This window comes from Mesorhizobium sp. B1-1-1, assembly GCF_006442955.1.
GTDB lineage: Bacteria > Pseudomonadota > Alphaproteobacteria > Rhizobiales > Rhizobiaceae > Mesorhizobium.
Genome location: NZ_VFWW01000015.1, coordinates 1 through 19,940 on the forward strand (window position 1 = coordinate 1; position 19,940 = coordinate 19,940).

Genomic DNA, 19,940 nt, shown 5'->3' on the forward strand with positions numbered 1-19,940 from the left:
GTGGATCTCGGTGCGAGCGATACGGTCCTTTTCGGCATCGGGCAGCACCGCGCCGATCTTGACCAAAGCCTCATCAGCGGCCCGGGCCATGGCCGCACCGCCAAAGGCACGCACCATGCGGGCGCCGGCGACCAGCGCCACGATCTCGTCACGCGTGAACATCAGCGGTGGAAGGTCGAAACCCTCCCTCATCATGTAGCCGACGCCCGCTTCCCCATCGATCGGCACTCCGGTCGACTGAAGGTCGGCTATGTCGCGATAGATGGTTCGCTCGGAAACCTCGAGCCATGTGCCAAGCTTCTGCGCGGTGACCAGACGGCCACCGCGCAAATGCTGCACGATCTGGAAGAGCCTGTCGGCGCGTCGCATCGTATGGTCCCTCGATGTTGTTCCTATGCATGTCGCCCAAAACCGGTTGGGCTGCATGCATCGTGTTCTTGCGCATGCCTTTATTCCGAAACCGCAGAACACTCGGCGGCATGCATCACGGTTTCAGGCCTTCGCACTCGCGCTGCGCGGCCACAGATTCCGCGCCGAAGGACAATTTCCTCCTTGTCGGCGTCATTGGCATCGAGCTCGCGCCAGAATGGCGCGACATCGCTCAGCGTCATGCCGCGCCCGAGATCCTCAATGGCTGCTTCGGCAACGGCACGCCGATGATAGCCGATCGCGACCGGGCATGTCACTTTGGCGCCACGGTCAAAGGCAAGCGCCGTGCGCAGCACGCGAACGTCCATCTCGACGCCTTCGGGAATCGAGCGGATGAATTCGTCGACCTGTTGCGCCGTCGGCACCAGCATCGTCTGCTCTTCGACTCCATCTGCCACCGTGCGCGGGGCCGGTTTGATGCCGTTCACCCCCGGCGTGTTCAATCTGTCGGTCCAGCTCTTCATCGCTCGTCCTGTTCACCGCTCGCATCTATGGCATGGCGCTCCTGACACCATTCTGTCAGGAGGGTTCAGCATACTCCCTGGCGAATAGCGTCCGCATCTCGGCAAGTTCGCCGTTTCGTTCAGGATAGAGCGTCTTCAGGAAGGCCAGCGCGAAGGTGCCGGGCGCCGAACCTGGCGCGGAAACGATCTTGCCGTCGGACACGGCATGCGGCACGTCCTGATAATTGTGATCGCCGGCATAGCCAGCAATGTGGCGATTGATCCAGTCACGGCCATTGCTGGTGTGCCTCGCCTTCTCGAACATGCCGGCTCGGGCCAGCGCCAGCGTTCCGGCGCAGATACCGCCGACGACACCATCCCGCATCGCAACGTCCCTAAGCAATTCCGCCACCTCGGGCGGCGCCTCGCCCGCCCATCGGTCGGAGCCAATGACGGCGATGGCATCGAGATCGGCATTTTCATCAGCGCCGGCCGAGCGGTCGGGCGTCAGCCGGAAACCGCTGATCCCGCTCACCGGCCTGCCATCGGGTGTCAGCGAAACCGCGCGGGCGCCGAACCATTCGACCGCCGAGGCGGCCAGCAGGCCATATTCCCAGTCGGCGAAGCCGTCCATGAAAAGAAGGCCAATTGTCTTCTGCTTGGGCATACGCTCGCTCCGTCCCTCGCGTGCCGGACTTATCCTCTGGGCGTTGGGGCGCCCACATCCAACCGCTTTGCCGAAAAATTCGTCTCAATTGTCGCGAAGGCGACGTTCGGCATACATGTCCGGCCAGCCGATATCCTTGCGAATGTCCGCCGGCAGCGAGTTGATGAACCGCTGGGTGCGGATCTCGTTGCGCATCGTACGAATCTTGCCGACATAGTGCTGCATGCCGCGCAGAATGGTGGAACCGGTCATGGCTAGTCTCCTCTCTGTGAATGAAGACAGTATCGCACACCCCTCCTGACAGCAGTCTGTCAGGAGGATGGCAGGGCCTGGATAATAGTTGCGATCGGTGCGTTATCCCTGTGAAGGTGTCGTTTTCACTGCATCAGACCGCAGCCCGAAGCAGGTTTAGAAGGCCGAGATTGTTCACTAATGCAATGCCTGGTCATGATCCATTGTTCAGCCTTTGGCGACGGACTGTCAGGATACGTGGTCTCCAGCCAGGGATCCGAAGTTCTGATATGGAAGGAGAAAATTCTTCCCCAAAAACAGGGAGACGACCATGAGCCTTCAACTGACAGGAATTCACCATCTGACCGCCATCACCGCCAATGCGCGTGGAAATCTTCATTTCTATACAAGGGTGCTGGGTTTGCGGCTGGTCAAGAAGACGGTGAACCAGGACGATACCTCAGCCTACCACCTCTTCTATGCCGATGGCGAAGCGACGCCGGGCACCGACCTTACTTTCTTCGACTGGCCGGTCGGCCGCGAGCGACGCGGCACCCACAGCATTGTCCGGACCAGCCTCAGGGTTGGTGGCGAGGACAGCCTTGCCTGGTGGAAGCAACACTTGACTGACGAAAATATCGTCACGAGTGAGATTGCCGACATCGGTGGCTACGCCAGCCTGGATTTCGAGGACCCCGAGGGCCAGCGTCTGCGCCTCGTCAGCGATGACGGCAAGGGCGACAGCCGCCCCTGGGCGCAAAGCCGCGTGCCGGTCGAACACCAGATCCGCGGGCTCGGGCCGATCGTCATCAGCGTTCCCGACCTCACCAATACCGAAGCAGTGGTGACGCAAGTGATGAACATGCGCAAGGTCCGAGACTATGCCTCGCCGGAGGGCCAGGTTCAGGTCTTTGAAATGGGCGAGGGTGGGCCGGCGGCGGAATTGCACGTCCTGGTGCAGCCGGGACTGGCGCCGGCAAGGCAAGGTGCCGGTGCGGTTCATCACGTCGCCTTCAGGGCGCCGGACCAGGAGACGCTGCATCAATGGACGGCGCGGCTGGCCGAATTCCGTCTGCCGTCGAGCGGCGAGGTCGAGCGCTATTATTTCCGCTCGCTTTATTTCCGCGAGCCGAATGGCATCCTGTTCGAGATCGCCACTGACGGGCCGGGGTTCACCGCCGACGAACCGCTGGAGACGCTGGGCGAAAAGTTGGCCCTGCCGCCATTCCTGGAATCGAAGCGCGCTTCGATCGAGGCCGGCCTCAAGCCGCTGAAGTAGATCGTTCCCCGATCAAAGGCTGGCGCCGCGTTCCAGTCCGGATCGCGGCGCCTATTTTTTTCGAGCGACGAACGACGCGCTTTGACAGCCGACCGCGATGCTGGTCAAAGGCGGCATGTCGAAACTCCTCGCCCTCGTCATCCTTGGCATCATGGTCATCCAGTTGATCAAGCCGCTCGGCTGGCCGGGGCTGAAACGGCGCAGCGACTTCTGGAAGCTGGCGCTCCTGGCCATGGCGGCCATTTCGATAACGGCCGTGCTTGGACATTGGACGTAGCGCAGTTCCAGGAAGGTGTCTGGCGGTTTCCCGCCTGGAATGCGCAGGATGGAATATCGGGCCGGCACGAGCCGGCGGCAATCACTCTTCGATCACGCAGCCGACGAGGTGCTCGGCCCAGGCCCGGTAACCGGCTTCCGATGCATGAAATCCGTCCGAGGCGAAGCCGGCTTCGGGATTGGTGATCGGCAAGCGCGGCGCCGGCACCGCACCGCGTTCGAGGCAAAGACGTTTGCCCATCCGGTTCATCTCACCGGCGCGAATTTCCAGGATCTTGCCGAGCAGCGGCGGCATGGCTGGCGCTTGCGTGAACTCCAGCACAGGAGACCACACCACGCGGGCCTCAGGCCATTTGGCGCGCAGGGCGTAGAGCAGACCGCCGAACGCCCTCTTGAAGCGGGGCACGGAGTGGAAATTCTTGGTGTCGTTGGTGCCAATGGCGAGCACGATATGCGTCCACGGATCGGCCGAGAGATTGGGCAGGACGTGGTCGCGGATCTGCCCCGACGTCGCCGAATTGAACCCGGCGGCGCGCCAGCGCACGGCGCGGCCGGTTCGCTGCGAGATCAGGACGGCCAGCTGCGCGGCCAGGCCATTCTCGGATTTTTCGATGCCGACCGAGGCGGCGGAGGAATCGCCCAGCACCAGCAGCCAAACCGCCGGCTTCCGGCCGGCTATCTCATGCATGACCGGGCCTTGCGCGGGCAGCATGCGCGAGGTGCGTCGGCGCACGCCAAGCCCCTGCCAGACATAGACAGGAAAGGCGAGCCAAGTGAGGAGAGCCGGAAAGCGTCGCATCGAGCAGCATTTAACGCATGTTTCGCCGGAGGTGAACGATCCTTGCACCGGTGGCGGACGCCTTCAAGCGTCCAATGTTCGATGGGATCGCTGAATGCCTAAGCCCTGTCCGCTTGCGACCTGTTTCCATACTGGTCATGCAGCCGCACCCAGTCCATCAAGGTCCTATAAGGCCCGGTCTCGTCGCGGCCTTTCGGCGCAAGGTCGAGATATTGATAGGCGCCGATCAGCTGTTCGCTGCCGCGGGCGCGCGACATGAAGGTCAGGAAGATGTCGCCGGTCTCGTCCCGGTAGAACACGGTGGTGCCCGGCAGGTCTTTCGATTTCAGAACGGGCGTCTCGAAGTTGTAGATCGCTTCACCGGACGATCTGCTTGTCGGTGAACGACACCTGCATGTCGAAGTTGAAGTCCGAGGCATAGGATGAGACCCAGTCGAATTTCCAACCCATGCGCTCTCGGTAGGGCAGCAGCTCGGCGAGCGGCGCGCGTGACACCGCGACAAGCGACACGTCATGGTGTCTCAGATGCTGATTGGCACCGTCCATGTGGTCGGCGACGAACGCACAGCCTTCGCAATGATGGGTCGAGCCGGACCCGAACACGAAATGATAGACGATCAGCTGGCTGCGGCCGGCGAACAGTTCGGCCAGGCATCTTGGACCCTGCTCGGTTTCGAAGACGTAGTCCTTTCTCACCTTCAGCCAGGGCAATTCGCGCCGTTCCGCCGCGATGCGCTCGCGAAATCGCGTCAATTCCTTCTCGCGCGCCAGATGCGCTTTGTGTGCCCGGAACCAATCCTCGCGTGAAACGACCTTGTTGCGATGCATGAACCTCTCCCTGGCTTCATCCCAAGGACGTTCGGGACGGGCATGAGCCGACATCGCGCCGGCTGCGCTGGAGAGAAATAGGGATGGAGGCGCTTCATCCCAAGTCCGGCGGAGCGCAGCAAAACCCGGGCGCATGGCCCGGGTCCGATAGAGACGGAAAACCGTGGTCAGGCAGCCTGCTCCAGGCTCGGCTTCCATTGTCCAAGCGCCGCCAGATGGTTCATGTGGGCACGGTGGGTGAAGGCGGCCTGACCCGCGGCAACATTGGATGCCTTGCCGCTCCAGGCCTTCTGCGGGGCAGCCTGCAGGGCGCGGCCATAGGAGAAGGTCAGCTTCCACGGATGCGGGCCGATGGCGTTGATGGCGTTGAGGTTGGCGGTCGCTTCCTCATCCTCCTGGCCGCCGGAGAGGAAGGCGATGCCCGGCACCGCCGCCGGCACGGCCTCACGGAACAGTTTTATGGTCTTTTGCGCGACCTCTTCAGGGCTGCTCACCGCGCCCGACTTCCTGCCCGCCAGCACCATGTTGGGCTTCAGGATCGTGCCCTCGAGCACCACCCGGGCCGCGTAGAGCTCGTCGTAGAGCTTCGTCAGCGTCGCCCTCGAGATTTCATAGCACGTGTCGATGTCGTGGGCGCCGTCCATCAGCACTTCCGGCTCGACGATCGGCACGATGCCGGCTTCCTGGCAAAGGGCCGCATAGCGGGCGAGCGCATGGGTGTTCGCGCTGATCGAGGTGACCGACGGCACGCCCTTTGCCTTGTCGATGTCGATCACGGCACGCCATTTGGCGAAGCGGGCGCCGAGCTTGTAATAGTCGGCGAGCCGCTCGCGCAGGCCGTCGAGGCCCTCGGTGACCGTGTCGCCGGGAAAGCCGGCCAGGGGCTTGGCGCCGGCATCGACCTTGATTCCGGGGATGGCGCCTGAAGCCTTGATGATATCGACCAGCGGCGTGCCATCGGCCGCTTTCTGCCGAATAGTCTCGTCGTAAAGGATGACGCCGGAAATATACCTGGTCATGGCGTCACTGGTGCGGAACATCATCTCGCGGTAGTCGCGCCGGCTGTCCGCGGTCGATTCGACGCCGATGACGTCGAAGCGCTTCTTGATGGTTCCCGAGCTTTCGTCGGCGGCCAGCAGGCCCTTGCCGTTGGCCACCATCGCGGCGGCAATGTCTTCGAGACGTTCGCTCATCGTGCTTCTCCTTGACGGTGTTGTTCTGCGCCTGACAGGACACTACCGCCAAAGGAATGACGCCGGAAAGCTCCAATCGATCGAAAGTCCCGGCAACGCCGCGCGCTCGCCTCGAGTTGATCGTCTCAATGCTTGAGCACGTCGACGCCCGGCAGCGGCTTGCCTTCCATCCATTCGAGGAAGGCGCCGCCGGCAGTCGAGACATAGGTGAAATCGTCGGCAACCCCGGCCTGGTTGAGCGCCGCCACGGTATCGCCGCCACCGGCCACCGAAACCAGCTTGCCGGCCTTGGTGCGCGCCGCCGCATGCCTGGCTGCCGCCATCGTCGCGCGATCGAAGGGTTCGATCTCGAACGCGCCGAGCGGCCCGTTCCAGACCAAGGTCGCGGCGCGGTCGATCCAGTCGGCAACGGCCCTCACGGTCTTTTCGCCGACATCGAGGATCATGCCATCCGCAGGCACGTCGGCGATGGCCACGGTTTCGCTGGCCGCGCCCCCCTTGAATTCCTTCGCCACGACGCCGTCGACGGGCAGGATGATGGCGCAGCCGGCCTCGGCCGCCTCGATCATGATCTGCTTGGCGGTAGCGGCGAGGTCGTGCTCGCACAGCGACTTGCCGACATCGGTGCCGCGTGCGGCGAGAAAGGTGTTGGCCATGCCGCCGCCGATGACCAGCGCGTCGACTTTCTTGACCAGGTTCATCAGCAGGTCGATCTTGGTCGAGACCTTGGCGCCGCCGACGATGGCGACCACCGGGCGAACAGGATTTCCAAGGCCCTTCTCCAGCGCTTCCAGTTCGGCTTGCATGGTGCGGCCGGCAAAGGCTGGCAACAGATGCGCCAGTCCCTCGGTCGAGGAATGCGCCCGGTGGGCAGCGGAGAAGGCGTCGTTGACGAAGATATCGCCATTGGCGGCGAGCCGTTCGGTGAAGGCCGGGTCGTTCTTCTCCTCGGCCTTGTAGAAGCGGGTGTTCTCGAGCAGCAGCACGTCGCCCTTGTTCATGGCGGCGACCGCGCTTCCCGCCGTGTCGCCGACGCAGTCGCCGGCAAAGCCCAAGGGACGGCCAAGCACCTCGGCCGTCGCCCTGGCGATCGGCTCCAGCGAAAATTCCGGCGAGGGACCGTCCTTGGGCCGGCCGAAATGGGCGAGCAGGATGACCTTGGCGCCCTTGCCTGACAATTCAGCGATGGTCGGCGCTATGCGTTCGATGCGGGTCGTGTCGGTGACCTTGCCGTCAGCGACGGGAACGTTGAGGTCGACGCGCACCAGCACGCGCTTGCCATTGATGTTGCCGATATCGTCCAGTGTCTTGAAGCTGGCCATGCTGGTTCCTTTCGCTGAGAAATCGCCGGGACCATACCCCGCACCGACGACGATGCAAGACTTGGCTGGGGAGGGCGCGAAATTTTCAAGGCGAAGGCGAAGGCGAGGGCGTTGACGTCGCGAAGCGTCAGGGCAGGCGGATGAGGGGGGCGCAAAGGGTCGCCGTTGTCAGCTCTCGGTCGTCGCCTTTTCCGCCGCCGGCTCCGGTTTCTCGTCCGCGTGTGCCTCTGCGATCGGTGGTTCCACCGGCTTGCGCCAGGTCTGGACGAAGGCCTTGATCCGGTCGGCGATCTCGCCGGCGCTGAGGAAGACCGGTACCCGCGCAACGGGCGCGGTCGGTTCGAAGGAGAGGCCCAGGCCTGTGATCCTGCCCTTGTCATCGACATCGCGCACGATCAGCTCGATCGGGCCGATCAGCACGCGGTCAGCATATTCGGCATGGCCGCCGAGCCGCGCCGTGACCAGGGCGCCGACGGTGAGCTTCTGTTCCGCCTCGCTCAGGCCCGGCGCGTATGCGGCTTCCAGTTCGGCAGCGGAACGCGCCGGATCGACGGCGAAGGCGCCGAAGAAATCGGCGTCCTCGGGGTCGACGACGGCGCGGCTGGCGAACAGCTTGTCGAGCAGGCGTGGATAGCGGTCCGGCACGAAGATGTAGACCTGGTCGCCGGCGGCAAGCCTGCCCATGTCCTGGAAACGCATCGAGCGTCCGTCGCGCAACACCAGCGAGGGCCGCGCCCAGCGAGGGATGCGCTCGCCGCGCGCCACCGGGCTGCCCGGCGCGACGCGGTAGGCGAGGAGCTCGTGATGGGCCGAGCCCGGCAGTTCGAGCTCGACCTTGTCCAGAGGTCCGAGCCGCGCCGGCACGATCAGGCCGAGACGGCGCGCCAGCGGACCAACGGTCCAGCCCTGGATGACGAGCGACACCAGGACGATGATGAAGGCGGCGTTGAAGATGGTGCGGCCATTCTCCAGCCCGCCGAGCAAGGGAGTGATGGCAAGCAGGATCGAGACGGCGCCGCGCAGGCCGACCCAGGAAACGAAGGCGACTTCGGGGCGCGGCAGACGAAACGGGACCAGGCAAAGCCAGACCGCGATCGGCCGGGCGACGAACATCAGGAACAGGCCAAGCAGCACCGCCGGCACCATGATCGCCGGGAATTGCGAGGGCGTCGCGAACAGGCCGAGGATCAGGAACATGATGATCTGCGCCAGCCAGGACATGCCGTCCTGGAAGCGCTTGAGGATGGTGACGGCGCGGATGTCGGAATTACCCGCGATGAGACCGGCAAGATAGACCGCCAGGAAACCGGAGCCGCCGATGGCGCCGGCGGCGGCGAAGACCATCAGCGATAGGGTCAGCACGAAGATCGGCAGCAGGCCATGGTCGAGATTGAGCCGGTCGACGAGGCGCACGATGGCGAGGCCCCCCAGCACGCCGACAATGGCGCCCAGGCCCATGTTAATGAGGAAGCCGAGGACGAGGTTGGTGACCAGGACATTGGCCTCGGGGTCGGCATGGGCGGCTATGATCTCGACCAGGGTGATGGTCAGGAAGATGGCGATCGGATCGTTGGTGCCGGACTCCACCTCCAGCGTGGAGCGCACGCGCTCGCGCAGATTGATCTCGCCGGCGCGCAAAAGGAAGAACACGGCGGCCGCGTCGGTGGAGGCGACGGCGGCACCGAGCAGGAAGGATTCCAGCCAGGTGAGATCGAGCATATAGTAGGCGGCGGCGCCGAACAGGCCAGTGGTGAGGATCACGCCGAATGTGGCCAGAGACAGCGCCGGCCCGGCTGCCTGCCGCAAGGCATTGAGAGGCGTGCCGAAGCCGGAATCGAACAGGATCACCGCCAGCGCCAGTGAGCCGGCAAAATAGGCGATGCGGGCATTGTCGAACTCGATGCCGAGGCCATCGGTCCCGGTGGCGAGCCCGATGCAGAGAAACAGAAGCAGCAGCGGTGCGCCGAAGCGGAAGGCGATCAGGCTCGAAAACGCGGCGACGACGACAAGCGCGGTGCCCACCAGCGTGACGAGATAGATCGCATGCTCCATCCGTGACTTGTCCCCTGCCTCTTCTCTCGATTCAAGGAAGAGTGGGGCGAAGGCATGGCCGGCGCAAGGCGGGAGAGCGGTTTTTTGGCCGAAGCCCTACAAGTTCGTCGTCCTTCGGCTTAGCAGGAGCGAAGCGGCGCCTTGCCGAGCACTCCGACGAAAAACGCCCGGACCAAGCCGGGCGTTTCAAGTCTCTGGAAGATGGGCCCGCGATCAGGCGATGGTCTTGCCGAAGGCGACCGCGGTATCGCCCATGCGATTGGAGAAGCCCCATTCATTGTCGTACCAGGACAGCACCGAAACGAAGTTGCCGTCCATCACCTTGGTCTGGTCGAGCGCCACGATCGAGGAGTGCGGGTCGTGGTTGAAGTCGATCGACACGTTCGGATGATGGGTAACCGACAGGATGCCCTTGAGCTTGCCATTGGAGGCGGCGATCACCGCCTCGTTGATCTCCTGCGCCGACGTCGAGCGCTTGGCGATGAACTTGAAGTCGACGAGCGAGACGTTCGGCGTCGGCACGCGGATCGAGATGCCGTCGAGCTTGCCCTTGAGCTCGGGCAGCACCAGGCCGATGGCCTTGGCGGCACCGGTCGAGGTCGGGATCTGCGAGAGTGCCGCGGCGCGGGCGCGGTAGAGATCCTTGTGCATGGTGTCCAGCGTCGGCTGGTCGCCGGTGTAGGAATGGATCGTCGTCATCATGCCCTTTTCGATGCCGACCGTCTCGTGCAGGACTGCGGCCAGCGGCGCCAGGCAATTGGTGGTGCAGGACGCGTTCGAGATGACGATGTGGTCCTTGTTCAGCTTGTCGTGATTGATGCCGTAGACGACGGTGAGGTCGGCGCCTTCACCGGGCGCCGAAACGAGGACGCGCTTGGCGCCGGCGGTCAGGTGTGCGGCCGCCTTGTCGCGGGCGGTGAAGATGCCGGTGCATTCGAGCGCGATGTCGACGCCGAGCTCCTTCCACGGCAGCTGGGTCGGATCCTTGATCGCGGTGACCTTGAACGTCTCCTTGCCGACGGTGATCTGGTCGCCGGAAACCGATACTTCGTGCGGGAAGCGGCCGTGTACGCTGTCGTAGCGCAGGAGGTGGGCGTTGGTTTCAACCGGGCCGAGGTCGTTGACGGCGACGACGTCGATGTCCTTGCGGCCGGATTCATGGATGGCGCGCAGGATGTTGCGGCCGATGCGGCCGAATCCGTTGATGGCAACTCTGACGGTCATTTTTCTCTCCTTGGGAGCTGGAGGGCAGATGATTGGTCCGCAGCTTCATAGCGGCGGAAGCGGAAAGAATCCAGCCGCGGCGACGTGGATTTAAATCGATTAGGTCAGTCCGGCGGAACCGCTGTACGCGGTTTCGCCGAGCGTTCTTGTTTCATACATGTCGCTGTCCCAAAATCGAGATACACTTTTGGGCAACAAGCACGGCCTTACTTGCCATGCAGGCGGGCTTCCGCCGCCTTGGCGGCCGCCTCGGCGGTGATGCCGAAATGCGGATAGAGCTGCTCGATCGTTCCCGAGGCGCCGAAGCCGGTCATGCCGATGAAGATGCCATCGGAGCCGATGAGGTGATCCCAGCCCTGGCGGATGCCGGCTTCGATCGCCATCTTCACCTTCGCATTGCCGATCGTCTTGCGGCGGTAGTCCTCGCTCTGCTTATCGAACAGTTCGAAGCAAGGAACCGAGACGACGCGGGTCGGATGGCCGTGCTTCTCCAGGAGGTCGCGGGCGCCGAGCGCGATCTCGACTTCCGAACCCGTGGCGAAGATCGTCACCGCGGCTTCGCCGCTGGCGGCGGCGAGCTCATAGGCGCCCTGGCTGCTCAGGTTCTTCTCTGTGAATTCGGTGCGCACGGTCGGCAGGTTCTGTCGGGTCAGCGCCAGCGTTGACGGCGTCTTTTCCGATTCAAGGGCCAACTGCCAGCATTCGGCGGTCTCGACCGCGTCCGCCGGACGGAACACGTTGTGGTTGGGGATGGCGCGCAGTGCCGCCACATGCTCGACCGGCTGATGGGTCGGGCCGTCTTCGCCGAGACCGATGGAATCATGGGTCATGACGAAGATCGAGCGGATGCCCATCAGCGAGGCCAGCCGCATCGAGGGGCGGGCGTAGTCGGAGAAGCACAGGAAAGTGCCGCCATAGGCGATCAGGCCGCCATGCAGCGTCAGCCCGTTGATGGCGGCAGCCATGCCGTGTTCGCGGATGCCGTAGTGGACATAGCGCTGGCCGTAGTCGTCCGGGGTGATGTTCTTGGTCTGGCTGGTCTTGGTGTTGTTGGAGCCGGTGAGATCGGCCGAGCCGCCGATGGTTTCGGGCACGGCGCCGTTGATGACTTCCAGCGCCATTTCGGAAGATTTGCGGGTGGCGACCTTCGGCTTGTCGGCGGAGAGCTTCTTTTTGTAGTCGGCAATGACGGCGTCGAAGTTGGACGGCAGCTTGCCGGCAACGCGGCGCTCGAACTCTGCCCTGAGCTTGGCGTCGGCCTTGGCGAGGCGACCTTCCCAGTCGGCGCGCGCCTCGGCGCCGGCCGTGCCGGCCGTGCGCCAGGCATCGAGGATGTCGGCTGGAACCTCGAAGGGGGGTGACTCCCAGTTGAAGAACTTGCGCGCGCCGGCGATCTCGTCGGCGCCGAGAGGCGAGCCGTGCGCCTTGTTGGTGCCGGCCTTGGTCGGGGCGCCGAAGCCGATGGTCGTCTTGCAGGCGATCATCGTCGGCTTGTCGGAATGGCGGGCGGCTTCGATCGCATAGGCGATGGCTTCCGGATCCGTGCCGTCGATGTGGCTGGCGTTCCAACCGGAAGCCTGGAAGCGCGCGATCTGGTCGGTATTGTCAGCCAGCGACACCGGGCCGTCGATCGAGATGTTGTTGTTGTCCCAGAACACGATCAGCTTGTTGAGCTTGAGGTGCCCGGCAAGCGCGATCGCCTCCTGGGAGACACCTTCCATCAGGCAGCCGTCGCCGGCCAGCACATAGGTGTAGTGGCTGACGAGGTCGTTGCCGAAGGCGGCGTTCATGATGCGCTCGCCGAGCGCGAACCCGACAGAATTGGCAAGGCCTTGGCCGAGCGGGCCGGTGGTCGTTTCGATGCCGGCGGCGTGGCCATATTCGGGATGGCCGGCGGTTTTCGAGCCCAACTGGCGGAAGTGCTTGATCTGGTCGATCGTCATGTCTTCGTAGCCGGTCAGGTAGAGCAGCGAGTAGAGCAGCATCGAGCCGTGGCCGGCCGACAGGATGAAGCGGTCGCGGTCGGCCCAATGCGGCGCCTTGGCGTCGAATTTCAGGAAACGGGTGAACAGCACCGTGGCAATGTCGGCGCAGCCCATGGGCAGGCCGGGATGGCCGGAGTTCGCCTTCTCGACCGCGTCCATGGAGAGAAAGCGGATCGCATTGGCCATCCGGTCATGTTGTTCACGCGACGTCATGGTTCCTCCGGGGTGGGGTTCGGGGCCTTGGGAGAGCCCTTGAAAAACGTGCGCGACACATAGCAGGCGCGCACTTTTAGTCAACAAACCGGTGCGCATTTGCCGGCCTTGTGATGCCGCGGGCAGGCCTATATTAGCGTTAGCAGGGGACAGTCGCGAGAGCTTTGTTGACGTCGCCTTCACCCGGTGCCTAATGTTTCAGAGATAACGCGTTCTGAACGCGAGCGATTCGGTGATGGGCAGGGCACAGGACGAGGCCATGACCGGGGAAACGACACTCAAGGAAGTCATCGCAAGGCTGGGCAAGGCCATGGAAGGCCTGGAAAACGCCGTCGCGGCCAAGCTCGAGCATGAGCGCGATTATTCGGAAGCCGAGGCCGAGGTGCAGCGGATGAATGCCGACCGCTCGCGGCTGGCGCAGGAGCTCGACAGTTCCGAGGCGCGCGCCGAGCGGCTGGAGGATGCCAACAAGGAAGTGTCGCGACGACTGGTGACCGCCATGGAAACCATCCGCGCTGTGTTGGATAGGTAGGCTGATGGCACAGGTCACGGTTTCCATCGACGGCAAGCAGTATCGGATGGCCTGCGACGAAGGCCAGGAAGAGCATCTGATCGATCTCGCCGAGCGTTTCGACCGCTACGTCTCGCATCTGAAGGATTCATTCGGCGAGATCGGCGACCAGCGGCTGACGGTCATGGCCGGCATCATGGTCATGGATGAACTCTCGGAGCTGCAGAAGCGCGTCAAGGGCATGGAAAGCGAAGTGCTGACCTTGCGCAAGACCCGCGACGAGGCGCTGACCAAGGCCGACAAGAGCGACAGCGTGCTGACAAATGCGCTTGGCGCGCTGGCGCAGCGCATGGAAGATCTTGCGGCGACGCTGGCCGTCAACAAGGCATAAGCGGTCTCCTCGGAAATTCCTGCCGAACTTGGCGGCAAGAAGAGAAATTTTTTCGCGGGCGCGACGGGCGCCTGTGGCTTTAGGCATTTGTGGGTTGCCGCCGAGGTGTTAAAAAGATTTGAGCGCTCGCCAGCCGTTGCCGGCAACATTTCAAGGGTAGGGAAACAACATGAGCCTTCGCATCAACGATATCGCCCCGGATTTCACCGCCGAGACCACGCAAGGACCGATCAGCTTTCACCAGTGGATCGGTGACGGCTGGGCGGTGCTGTTCAGCCACCCGAAGAATTTCACTCCCGTCTGCACGACCGAGTTGGGCACGATGGCGGGGCTCGAGGGCGAGTTCAAGAAGCGCAACGTCAAGATCATCGGCATTTCGGTCGATCCGGTCGAAAGCCACGGCAAATGGCAGGACGATATCAAGACGGCGACCGGCCATTCGGTGAACTATCCGCTGATCGGCGACAAGGATCTCAAGGTCGCCAAGCTTTACGACATGCTGCCTGCTGGTGCCGGCGAGACCTCGGAAGGCCGCACGCCCGCCGACAATGCCACCGTGCGTTCGGTCTATGTCATTGGGCCAGACAAGAAGATCAAGCTGGTGCTGACCTATCCGATGACCACGGGCCGCAACTTTGACGAGATCCTGCGCGCGGTCGATTCCATGCAACTGACCGCCAAGCACCAGGTGGCGACGCCGGCGAACTGGAAACAGGGCGAGGACGTCATCATCACCGCGGCCGTTTCCAACGAGGACGCCATCAAGCGCTTCGGCGCCTACGAGACCATCCTGCCCTATCTCAGGAAGACCAAGCAGCCTTCTGCGTAGACCATCTCTTTGTTTTTGCGCAGTTCCCTGGGCGAAGCGCTATGCGCTTTTCCCGGGAAACCGATTGGAATTGCTCCAATTGCCTGGCCGGCATTTTTCGACTTCCGTCGCTTTTCTGGCAAGGCGTGCTTGACGGCAGGGCCCCGCTAGACAAGCATGCTCTTATGTTGCTCTGGCAGAGAAAATCATTCCTGTCTGGCTAACGGAGGGGACGTCGGATTGGACATAGGTTCGGCAAAGCCTGAGGTCACCGGTTTCCACGACAAGCCGACCGGCGCCATCCAGTATGTCGTCGCCGACCGGGTGACGAAGCGGTGTGCCATAATCGATCCGGTCCTCGACTTCGACGAGAAGTCCGGCGCAGTTTCGACAGCCAATGCCGATGCGCTGCTGGATTTCGTCAGGGCGGAGGGACTGAGCGTCGAATGGATTCTCGACACCCATCCGCATGCCGATCATTTCTCGGCCGCGCAGTACCTGAAGCAAAGGACCGCGGCGCCGACGGCGATCGGCGAGAGGATCGTCGAGGTCCAGAAATTGTGGAAGGCGATCTACAACTGGCCGGATTTCCCCGCCGACGGCTCGCAGTGGGACCGGCTGTTCGGCGACGGCGAGGTTTTTCGGGTGGGAACGCTTCCAGCAAGGGTGCTTTTCTCGCCCGGGCACACGCTGGCGTCGATCACCTATGTGATCGGGGATGCAGCCTTTGTTCACGACACGCTGTTCATGCCCGACAGCGGCACGGCAAGGACGGATTTTCCCGGCGGCAGCGCCGCGCGCCTGTGGCACTCGATCCAGGGCATTCTGGCCCTGCCGGAGGACACGCGCGTCTTTGTCGGCCATGATTATCAGCCCGGCGGGCGCCAGGCGTTATGGGAGAGCACGGTTGCCGCGCAGAAAGCCGACAACATACATCTTGCCGCCGCGCGCGGCGAGGCCGAGTTCGTTGCCCTGCGCGAGGCGCGCGACCGGACATTGCCGATGCCGAGGCTGATCCTGCATGCGCTGCAGGTCAACATGAATGGCGGACGCCTGCCGGAACCGGAAGCCAATGGCCGACGGTATCTGAAGTTTCCGCTGGATGGGCTTTGAAGCAATCACAGCACCCGCTGCGGTATACAAAAAGGCGGCGCCAGTCTCCTGACGCCGCCGTTTTATCTTGTTGCCGATGCCGGCTTTAAGCCGCCGGCTGCGCCTCGATGGTGCGCAGCGCCTGGGTCTGGCGCTTGGCGGCGGCCTTGACGGCATCCTGCACCTTCTCGAAAGCGCGCACTTCGATCTGGCGCACGCGCTCGCGGCTGATGTCGAACTCAGCCGACAGTTCTTCTAGGGTCAGCGGCTCATCGGCGAGGCGGCGCGCCTCGAAGATGCGCCGTTCGCGTTCGTTGAGCACCGCAAGAGCACCCGACAGCATGCCGCGCCGGTTTTCCAGCTCGTCCTGCTCGATCAGCATCTCTTCCTGGCTTTCGTGGTCGTCGACCAGCCAGTCCTGCCATTCGCCGGACTCGCCTTCCGTCGCCCGGATCGGCGCGTTGAGTGAGGCGTCGCCCGACAGGCGGCGGTTCATCGACACGACTTCCGCTTCCGAGACGTTCAGCCTCGTGGCGATTTCGGCGATCTGGTCGGGCTTGAGGTCGCCGTCGTCAAGCGCCTGGATCTTGCCCTTCACCTTGCGCAGGTTGAAGAACAGACGCTTCTGGTTGGCGGTCGTGCCCATCTTGACCAGGCTCCACGAGCGCAGGATGTATTCCTGGATCGAGGCCTTGATCCACCACATGGCGTAGGTCGCGAGGCGGAAGCCACGCTCTGGCTCGAATTTCTTGACGGCCTGCATCAGGCCGACATTGCCTTCCGAGATCACTTCGCCAATCGGCAGGCCGTAGCCGCGATAGCCCATGGCGATCTTGGCGACGAGCCGCAAATGGCTGGTGACGAGCTTGTGCGCTGCGGAAGTGTCCTCATGCTCGGCATAACGCTTGGCGAGCATGTACTCTTCTTGCGGCTGAAGCATCGGAAAGCGGCGGATCTCTTCCAGGTAGCGGCTGAGGCCGCCTTCGCCGGAAACGATACTGGGTAGTGACTGGGCCATGATAGCGCCCCCTCTCTATTGGAGTGATGCCCCCGAAACGCGGCGGGCATGTGACGCGAGCACCAAAGGCTCGCTCGCGACATCAGATATATACAGGAACAAAACCAGAAAAGACAGGCATTTGTTCAACACGAAACAGTGTGTCACGCTGAAGTGAACAACGCCAGTCAGGTTTTTGGTGGTTGATTTGAAGCTTGCCGGGCGGCGGATTCAGAGACTGCGAAAGCCGCCGACGAGTTCCTCCATGTCCCTCGGTATCGGTGCCTCGAACCTCATCGACAGATGGGTAGTCGGATGGCGAAATTCAAGGAGCCAGGCGTGCAAAGCTTGCCGGGAGAAGGCCTTGACCTGGCTTCTCAGCGGTTCGGGCAACCGGTTGGCCTTGGTGCGAAAGGCTTGGCCGTAATCGGGATCACCGAGTACCGGATGACCGATATGGGCCATGTGGACGCGGATCTGATGGGTGCGGCCGGTCTCCAGCCGGCATTCGACCAGACTTGCGGTCGCGAATTCCTTTTGGTTTTCGCCGAAGCGCTCCTGCACCGCAAAATGGGTGACGGCGCGGCGGGCATCGTCGCGTCCTTCGGGTACTACGGCGCGACGCACACGGTCGGCGGCGCGGCCGAGTGGGGCATCCACCGTTCCGGCCGGCCGCTGCGGTATGCCCCAGACCAGCGCCAGGTAGGCGCGCTCGAGATCGCCTGTCAGGCCGTGATCGGCAAAGGCCTCCGAAAGCGCCTTGTGGGCGCGGTCGGTCTTGGCCACGACCATGACGCCGCTGGTTTGCTTGTCGAGGCGATGAACGATGCCCGGCCGGCGCACGCCGCCGATGCCGGACAGGCTGTCGCCGCAATGATGGATTAGCGCATTGACCAGCGTGCCGGTCCAATTGCCGGCGCCGGGATGGACGACAAGCCCGGCGGGTTTGTTGATGACGATCAGTTCGTCATCTTCATAGAGGATATCGAGGGCGATGTTTTCCCCCTGTGGCTCCGCCGGTTCCGGCTCCGGCATGGCGACCGAGACAGTTTCGCCCGGCGACATCTTGCACTTGGTCTCGACAACGGCCTTGCCGTCGACCAAGACCGCGCCCTGCCTGATCAGCATCTGCACGCGGCTGCGCGACATTTCCGGGCCGAGCCTGCCTGCCAGCCACTGATCGATGCGCTGGCCGGCATCGTCGGCGCCGGCCACGAGCACGATCGGTTCTGCCTGCATGAATTGGTCCTCTATCAATCCGGGGGCCTCTTCGTTATGAGCGCTCATCGAGAATCGTTCCGGAATGTTTGCCATGGCCCGCCCCGCCGCCGACGAAGACGCCGTTGTTGAAGGCGGGGAAAAGCCGCTCAACCCCGAGATCGAAAAGGTGCGCGGCAGGCTCATCCGCTTCATGGCCATCAATCTCGGCCTGCTCTTGCTGGCCCTTATGGTGGTGATCGCGGCGATTGTCTACAAATCACGCAAGGCAGCGCCGGTGAGCCCGCCGCTGGCTGGCGACATCCAGGTGCCCGCCGGCGAACCGCTCAGCGGAGACATCGTGCTGCCGGTCGGCGCCAGGGTGGTCAGCCAGTCGCTATCCGGCAATCGCGTCTCGATCGAGGCCGAACTTGTCGATGGCAGCCGCACGATCTTCGTCTACGATATGGGCGAGCGGCGCATAATCGGCCGCTTCGCAATCCGCAACAAATGAAGCCCGGCGCGCAATGACCGGCTTTGCCGAAAACCGTCATATCGCCACCGTTGCGCTGGTCGTCGACAGCTATGACGAAGCAATCGACTGGTATGTCGAGCGAATGGGCTTTGTGCTCCTGGAGAATGTGGACCTTGGCGGCGGCAAGCGCTGGGTGACGGTCGCGCCGGCCAGCGGGCGCGGCGCGCGGCTGCTTCTGGCCGAGGCCTCCGACGAGGCACAAAGGAAGAGCATCGGCAACCAGACCGGCGGGCGGGTTTTTCTCTTCCTGGAAACCGACAACTTTGCCCGCGATCATGCGGCGATGGTGGCGAAGGGCGTCGAATTTCGCGAGCCACCGCGCTTGGAGCCCTACGGCACGGTGGCGGTTTTCGCCGATCTCCACGGCAATCTATGGGACCTGATCGAGCCAAAACGCTAGCAGCAGCCAGCTTTTTCTTGATCCCGGGAAAGCCGGCGGACCCCAGTTGCTTTTTCTCCGCCGCCAGCCTATATCGCCGGTTCTTGAACGCGCCCATCGTCTAGCGGTCAGGACACCGCCCTCTCACGGCGGGAACAGGGGTTCGATTCCCCTTGGGCGTACCAAGAAGGCGACGGCTCAGCCGTTGATGATCCCTCCAGCATCAAACAATGTTCAAGGCCTCCGCGGAAGCTTCGTCATATGCGCGCATATGACCGCATGGAGCGCTGGCAAAAGCCGGGCTCGGAGCTATGGCATGGCGGCTTCGATTAACGTTTCGTTTACCTATAATCTGTCTATTGGAGACAATTCACCCGCGACCACGGATGTACTGGCGCTGCGGTGAAAACAAAGGTCGGCCCACTGCCGGCCTTTTGTTTTTTGGCCGGCCGCTGCGGGCAGGGCTGCCTCCAATGCTTTCGGCAAGAGCTTTCGCCAAAGCATATTGCCCTTGCCATCTCCAGCCCTACCATCAATCCTGACGATCGCACGCGGGCGGCCGGAAGGGTCGACGGTGGAGGAATTGCAATGAAAAGAACCGCTGGAATGCTCCTGATTAGCGGCGCATTGGCGATTGGCGCCACCTGCCCGTCGGCTGCCGCCCAGCTCAACACGATGGACGAAGTCGGCACGGCGATCCAGGCATGCTGGACGCCGCCGGCGGATGCTGGAAATTCCATCGTCACTCTGAGCTTCAGCTTCAAGCGCGACGGCACGCTGCTTGGTCCGCCACGGCCGACCGCCGCCAAGGTGGCCGGCGACGACAAGGCGCGAAAGTCGTTCATCGACGCCGCAATGACCGCGGTGAAGAATTGCACGCCGCTCAGCCTTTCGCCGCAACTGGCGCAAGGGATTGCCGGCAACGTGTTCACCTTGCAATTCGTATCTCCCAAGATCGGCCAATAGCTGTTTTCCGCAACTCTCCGCGCAGGGCGCGCCGCGGCTTAATGCGCTAGAGCCGTTCGGCGTTCGGATCGCCGATCCCGCTTCAATTTTTTACGCAATCCTGACGGAAAACGTCTGCCAGCC

The 19,940-nt window shown here is 63.1% G+C and carries 21 protein-coding genes, 1 tRNA gene and 1 pseudogene; 10 read left to right on the forward strand and 13 right to left on the reverse strand.

All coding sequences use genetic code 11. The features are described 5' to 3' along the window. From FJ986_RS26550 to FJ986_RS26565, 4 genes are all read right to left on the reverse strand, one after another. The coding region (locus FJ986_RS26550; RefSeq protein ID WP_140509693.1) for an HTH domain-containing protein at positions 1 to 369 on the reverse strand (369 nt) is incomplete at its 3' end. 80 nt (positions 370 to 449) lie between these two features. Beyond that, on the reverse strand, positions 450 to 893 hold the full coding sequence (locus FJ986_RS26555) for a hypothetical protein (protein ID WP_246681841.1): 444 nt from the start codon (positions 891 to 893) through the stop codon (positions 450 to 452). 55 nt (positions 894 to 948) lie between these two features. Then, on the reverse strand, positions 949 to 1,539 hold the full coding sequence (locus FJ986_RS26560; RefSeq protein WP_140561546.1) for a type 1 glutamine amidotransferase family protein: 591 nt from the start codon (positions 1,537 to 1,539) through the stop codon (positions 949 to 951). 84 nt (positions 1,540 to 1,623) lie between these two features. Then, a complete protein-coding gene (locus FJ986_RS26565) occupies positions 1,624 to 1,791 on the reverse strand; it encodes a hypothetical protein (RefSeq protein WP_140500534.1) in 168 nt (55 codons plus the stop codon). Between the two features lie 310 nt (positions 1,792 to 2,101). Between FJ986_RS26565 and FJ986_RS26570 the strand changes: the two genes are divergently transcribed. Both FJ986_RS26570 and FJ986_RS26575 read left to right on the forward strand, forming a co-directional pair. Continuing rightward, the gene (locus FJ986_RS26570) at positions 2,102 to 3,049 is read left to right on the forward strand and encodes a ring-cleaving dioxygenase (RefSeq protein WP_140676401.1); all 948 of its coding nucleotides are present in this window, start codon (positions 2,102 to 2,104) and stop codon (positions 3,047 to 3,049) included. Positions 3,050 to 3,146: 97 nt separating this feature from the next. Continuing rightward, positions 3,147 to 3,326: a hypothetical protein gene (locus FJ986_RS26575; RefSeq protein WP_181165425.1), complete on the forward strand. Its 180-nt coding sequence runs from the start codon at positions 3,147 to 3,149 to the stop codon at positions 3,324 to 3,326. An 81-nt stretch (positions 3,327 to 3,407) separates the two neighbouring features. On the opposite strand, the gene FJ986_RS26580 is transcribed toward FJ986_RS26575, so the two are convergent. The 7 genes and pseudogenes from FJ986_RS26580 to tkt form a co-directional block, all read right to left on the reverse strand. Beyond that, positions 3,408 to 4,124: an SGNH/GDSL hydrolase family protein gene (locus FJ986_RS26580; protein WP_140584726.1), complete on the reverse strand. Its 717-nt coding sequence runs from the start codon at positions 4,122 to 4,124 to the stop codon at positions 3,408 to 3,410. Between the two features lie 98 nt (positions 4,125 to 4,222). Further along, a pseudogene (locus tag FJ986_RS26585) lies at positions 4,223 to 4,952 on the reverse strand (thioredoxin family protein). Positions 4,953 to 5,119: 167 nt separating this feature from the next. After that, on the reverse strand, positions 5,120 to 6,145 hold the full coding sequence (locus tag FJ986_RS26590) for a class I fructose-bisphosphate aldolase (RefSeq protein WP_140500540.1): 1,026 nt from the start codon (positions 6,143 to 6,145) through the stop codon (positions 5,120 to 5,122). A 125-nt stretch (positions 6,146 to 6,270) separates the two neighbouring features. Then, entirely contained in the window at positions 6,271 to 7,467 is a 1,197-nt protein-coding gene (locus FJ986_RS26595; RefSeq protein WP_140567456.1) for a phosphoglycerate kinase, read from the reverse strand. A 168-nt stretch (positions 7,468 to 7,635) separates the two neighbouring features. Continuing rightward, positions 7,636 to 9,519 carry a potassium/proton antiporter gene (locus FJ986_RS26600; protein WP_140500544.1) on the reverse strand — a complete coding sequence of 628 codons (1,884 nt, stop codon included), beginning with the start codon at positions 9,517 to 9,519 and terminating at the stop codon, positions 7,636 to 7,638. Positions 9,520 to 9,732: 213 nt separating this feature from the next. Then, a complete protein-coding gene (gene gap, locus FJ986_RS26605; protein ID WP_140500546.1) occupies positions 9,733 to 10,743 on the reverse strand; it encodes a type I glyceraldehyde-3-phosphate dehydrogenase in 1,011 nt (336 codons plus the stop codon). Between the two features lie 206 nt (positions 10,744 to 10,949). Further along, positions 10,950 to 12,941, reverse strand: coding sequence for a transketolase (gene tkt / locus FJ986_RS26610; RefSeq protein WP_140672687.1), 1,992 nt, complete (start codon positions 12,939 to 12,941; stop codon positions 10,950 to 10,952). Between the two features lie 259 nt (positions 12,942 to 13,200). Here tkt and FJ986_RS26615 point away from each other — a divergent pair, with 259 nt between their 5' ends. From FJ986_RS26615 to FJ986_RS26630, 4 genes are all read left to right on the forward strand, one after another. Continuing rightward, a complete protein-coding gene (locus tag FJ986_RS26615) occupies positions 13,201 to 13,473 on the forward strand; it encodes a DUF4164 domain-containing protein (protein WP_140500550.1) in 273 nt (90 codons plus the stop codon). Between the two features lie 4 nt (positions 13,474 to 13,477). Then, positions 13,478 to 13,843 (forward strand): cell division protein ZapA, encoded by a 366-nt coding sequence (locus FJ986_RS26620; RefSeq protein WP_140500552.1) that lies wholly within the window; start codon positions 13,478 to 13,480, stop codon positions 13,841 to 13,843. Between the two features lie 169 nt (positions 13,844 to 14,012). Further along, the gene (locus FJ986_RS26625; RefSeq protein WP_140500553.1) at positions 14,013 to 14,672 is read left to right on the forward strand and encodes a peroxiredoxin; all 660 of its coding nucleotides are present in this window, start codon (positions 14,013 to 14,015) and stop codon (positions 14,670 to 14,672) included. Positions 14,673 to 14,891: 219 nt separating this feature from the next. Further along, complete coding sequence (locus FJ986_RS26630) at positions 14,892 to 15,764, forward strand: MBL fold metallo-hydrolase (RefSeq protein WP_140500555.1); 873 nt, start codon at positions 14,892 to 14,894, stop codon at positions 15,762 to 15,764. Between the two features lie 85 nt (positions 15,765 to 15,849). Here FJ986_RS26630 and rpoH read toward each other — a convergent pair whose 3' ends face one another. Next, entirely contained in the window at positions 15,850 to 16,761 is a 912-nt protein-coding gene (rpoH, locus tag FJ986_RS26635; RefSeq protein WP_027023478.1) for an RNA polymerase sigma factor RpoH, read from the reverse strand. 210 nt (positions 16,762 to 16,971) lie between these two features. Next, a complete protein-coding gene (locus FJ986_RS26640; RefSeq protein ID WP_140500557.1) occupies positions 16,972 to 18,027 on the reverse strand; it encodes an RluA family pseudouridine synthase in 1,056 nt (351 codons plus the stop codon). 25 nt (positions 18,028 to 18,052) lie between these two features. Between FJ986_RS26640 and FJ986_RS26645 the strand changes: the two genes are divergently transcribed. The 4 genes from FJ986_RS26645 (at position 18,053) to FJ986_RS26660 (ending at position 19,817) form a co-directional block, all read left to right on the forward strand. Next, positions 18,053 to 18,451: a fimbrial protein gene (locus FJ986_RS26645; protein WP_140517879.1), complete on the forward strand. Its 399-nt coding sequence runs from the start codon at positions 18,053 to 18,055 to the stop codon at positions 18,449 to 18,451. A gap of 13 nt (positions 18,452 to 18,464) precedes the next feature. Further along, a complete protein-coding gene (locus FJ986_RS26650) occupies positions 18,465 to 18,872 on the forward strand; it encodes a VOC family protein (RefSeq protein WP_140525467.1) in 408 nt (135 codons plus the stop codon). A gap of 89 nt (positions 18,873 to 18,961) precedes the next feature. After that, positions 18,962 to 19,036, forward strand: a tRNA-Glu gene (locus tag FJ986_RS26655). Between the two features lie 403 nt (positions 19,037 to 19,439). Then, positions 19,440 to 19,817 carry a hypothetical protein gene (locus FJ986_RS26660; RefSeq protein WP_140500560.1) on the forward strand — a complete coding sequence of 126 codons (378 nt, stop codon included), beginning with the start codon at positions 19,440 to 19,442 and terminating at the stop codon, positions 19,815 to 19,817. Positions 19,818 to 19,940 lie beyond the last annotated feature (123 nt).

Bases quoted from the DNA above. Each gene is read 5' to 3' on its own strand.
- FJ986_RS26555 (WP_246681841.1), bottom strand. From the start codon at position 893: ATGAAGAGCTGGACCGACAGATTGAACACGCCGGGGGTGAACGGCATC.
- FJ986_RS26560 (WP_140561546.1), bottom strand. From the start codon at position 1,539: ATGCCCAAGCAGAAGACAATTGGCCTTCTTTTCATGGACGGCTTCGCC.
- FJ986_RS26565 (WP_140500534.1), bottom strand. From the start codon at position 1,791: ATGACCGGTTCCACCATTCTGCGCGGCATGCAGCACTATGTCGGCAAG.
- FJ986_RS26570 (WP_140676401.1), top strand. From the start codon at position 2,102: ATGAGCCTTCAACTGACAGGAATTCACCATCTGACCGCCATCACCGCC.
- FJ986_RS26575 (WP_181165425.1), top strand. From the start codon at position 3,147: ATGCTGGTCAAAGGCGGCATGTCGAAACTCCTCGCCCTCGTCATCCTT.
- FJ986_RS26580 (WP_140584726.1), bottom strand. From the start codon at position 4,124: ATGCGACGCTTTCCGGCTCTCCTCACTTGGCTCGCCTTTCCTGTCTAT.
- FJ986_RS26590 (WP_140500540.1), bottom strand. From the start codon at position 6,145: ATGAGCGAACGTCTCGAAGACATTGCCGCCGCGATGGTGGCCAACGGC.
- FJ986_RS26595 (WP_140567456.1), bottom strand. From the start codon at position 7,467: ATGGCCAGCTTCAAGACACTGGACGATATCGGCAACATCAATGGCAAG.
- FJ986_RS26600 (WP_140500544.1), bottom strand. From the start codon at position 9,519: ATGGAGCATGCGATCTATCTCGTCACGCTGGTGGGCACCGCGCTTGTC.
- gap (WP_140500546.1), bottom strand. From the start codon at position 10,743: ATGACCGTCAGAGTTGCCATCAACGGATTCGGCCGCATCGGCCGCAAC.
- tkt (WP_140672687.1), bottom strand. From the start codon at position 12,941: ATGACGTCGCGTGAACAACATGACCGGATGGCCAATGCGATCCGCTTT.
- FJ986_RS26615 (WP_140500550.1), top strand. From the start codon at position 13,201: ATGACCGGGGAAACGACACTCAAGGAAGTCATCGCAAGGCTGGGCAAG.
- FJ986_RS26620 (WP_140500552.1), top strand. From the start codon at position 13,478: ATGGCACAGGTCACGGTTTCCATCGACGGCAAGCAGTATCGGATGGCC.
- FJ986_RS26625 (WP_140500553.1), top strand. From the start codon at position 14,013: ATGAGCCTTCGCATCAACGATATCGCCCCGGATTTCACCGCCGAGACC.
- rpoH (WP_027023478.1), bottom strand. From the start codon at position 16,761: ATGGCCCAGTCACTACCCAGTATCGTTTCCGGCGAAGGCGGCCTCAGC.
- FJ986_RS26640 (WP_140500557.1), bottom strand. From the start codon at position 18,027: ATGAGCGCTCATAACGAAGAGGCCCCCGGATTGATAGAGGACCAATTC.
- FJ986_RS26645 (WP_140517879.1), top strand. From the start codon at position 18,053: ATGGCCCGCCCCGCCGCCGACGAAGACGCCGTTGTTGAAGGCGGGGAA.
- FJ986_RS26650 (WP_140525467.1), top strand. From the start codon at position 18,465: ATGACCGGCTTTGCCGAAAACCGTCATATCGCCACCGTTGCGCTGGTC.
- FJ986_RS26660 (WP_140500560.1), top strand. From the start codon at position 19,440: ATGAAAAGAACCGCTGGAATGCTCCTGATTAGCGGCGCATTGGCGATT.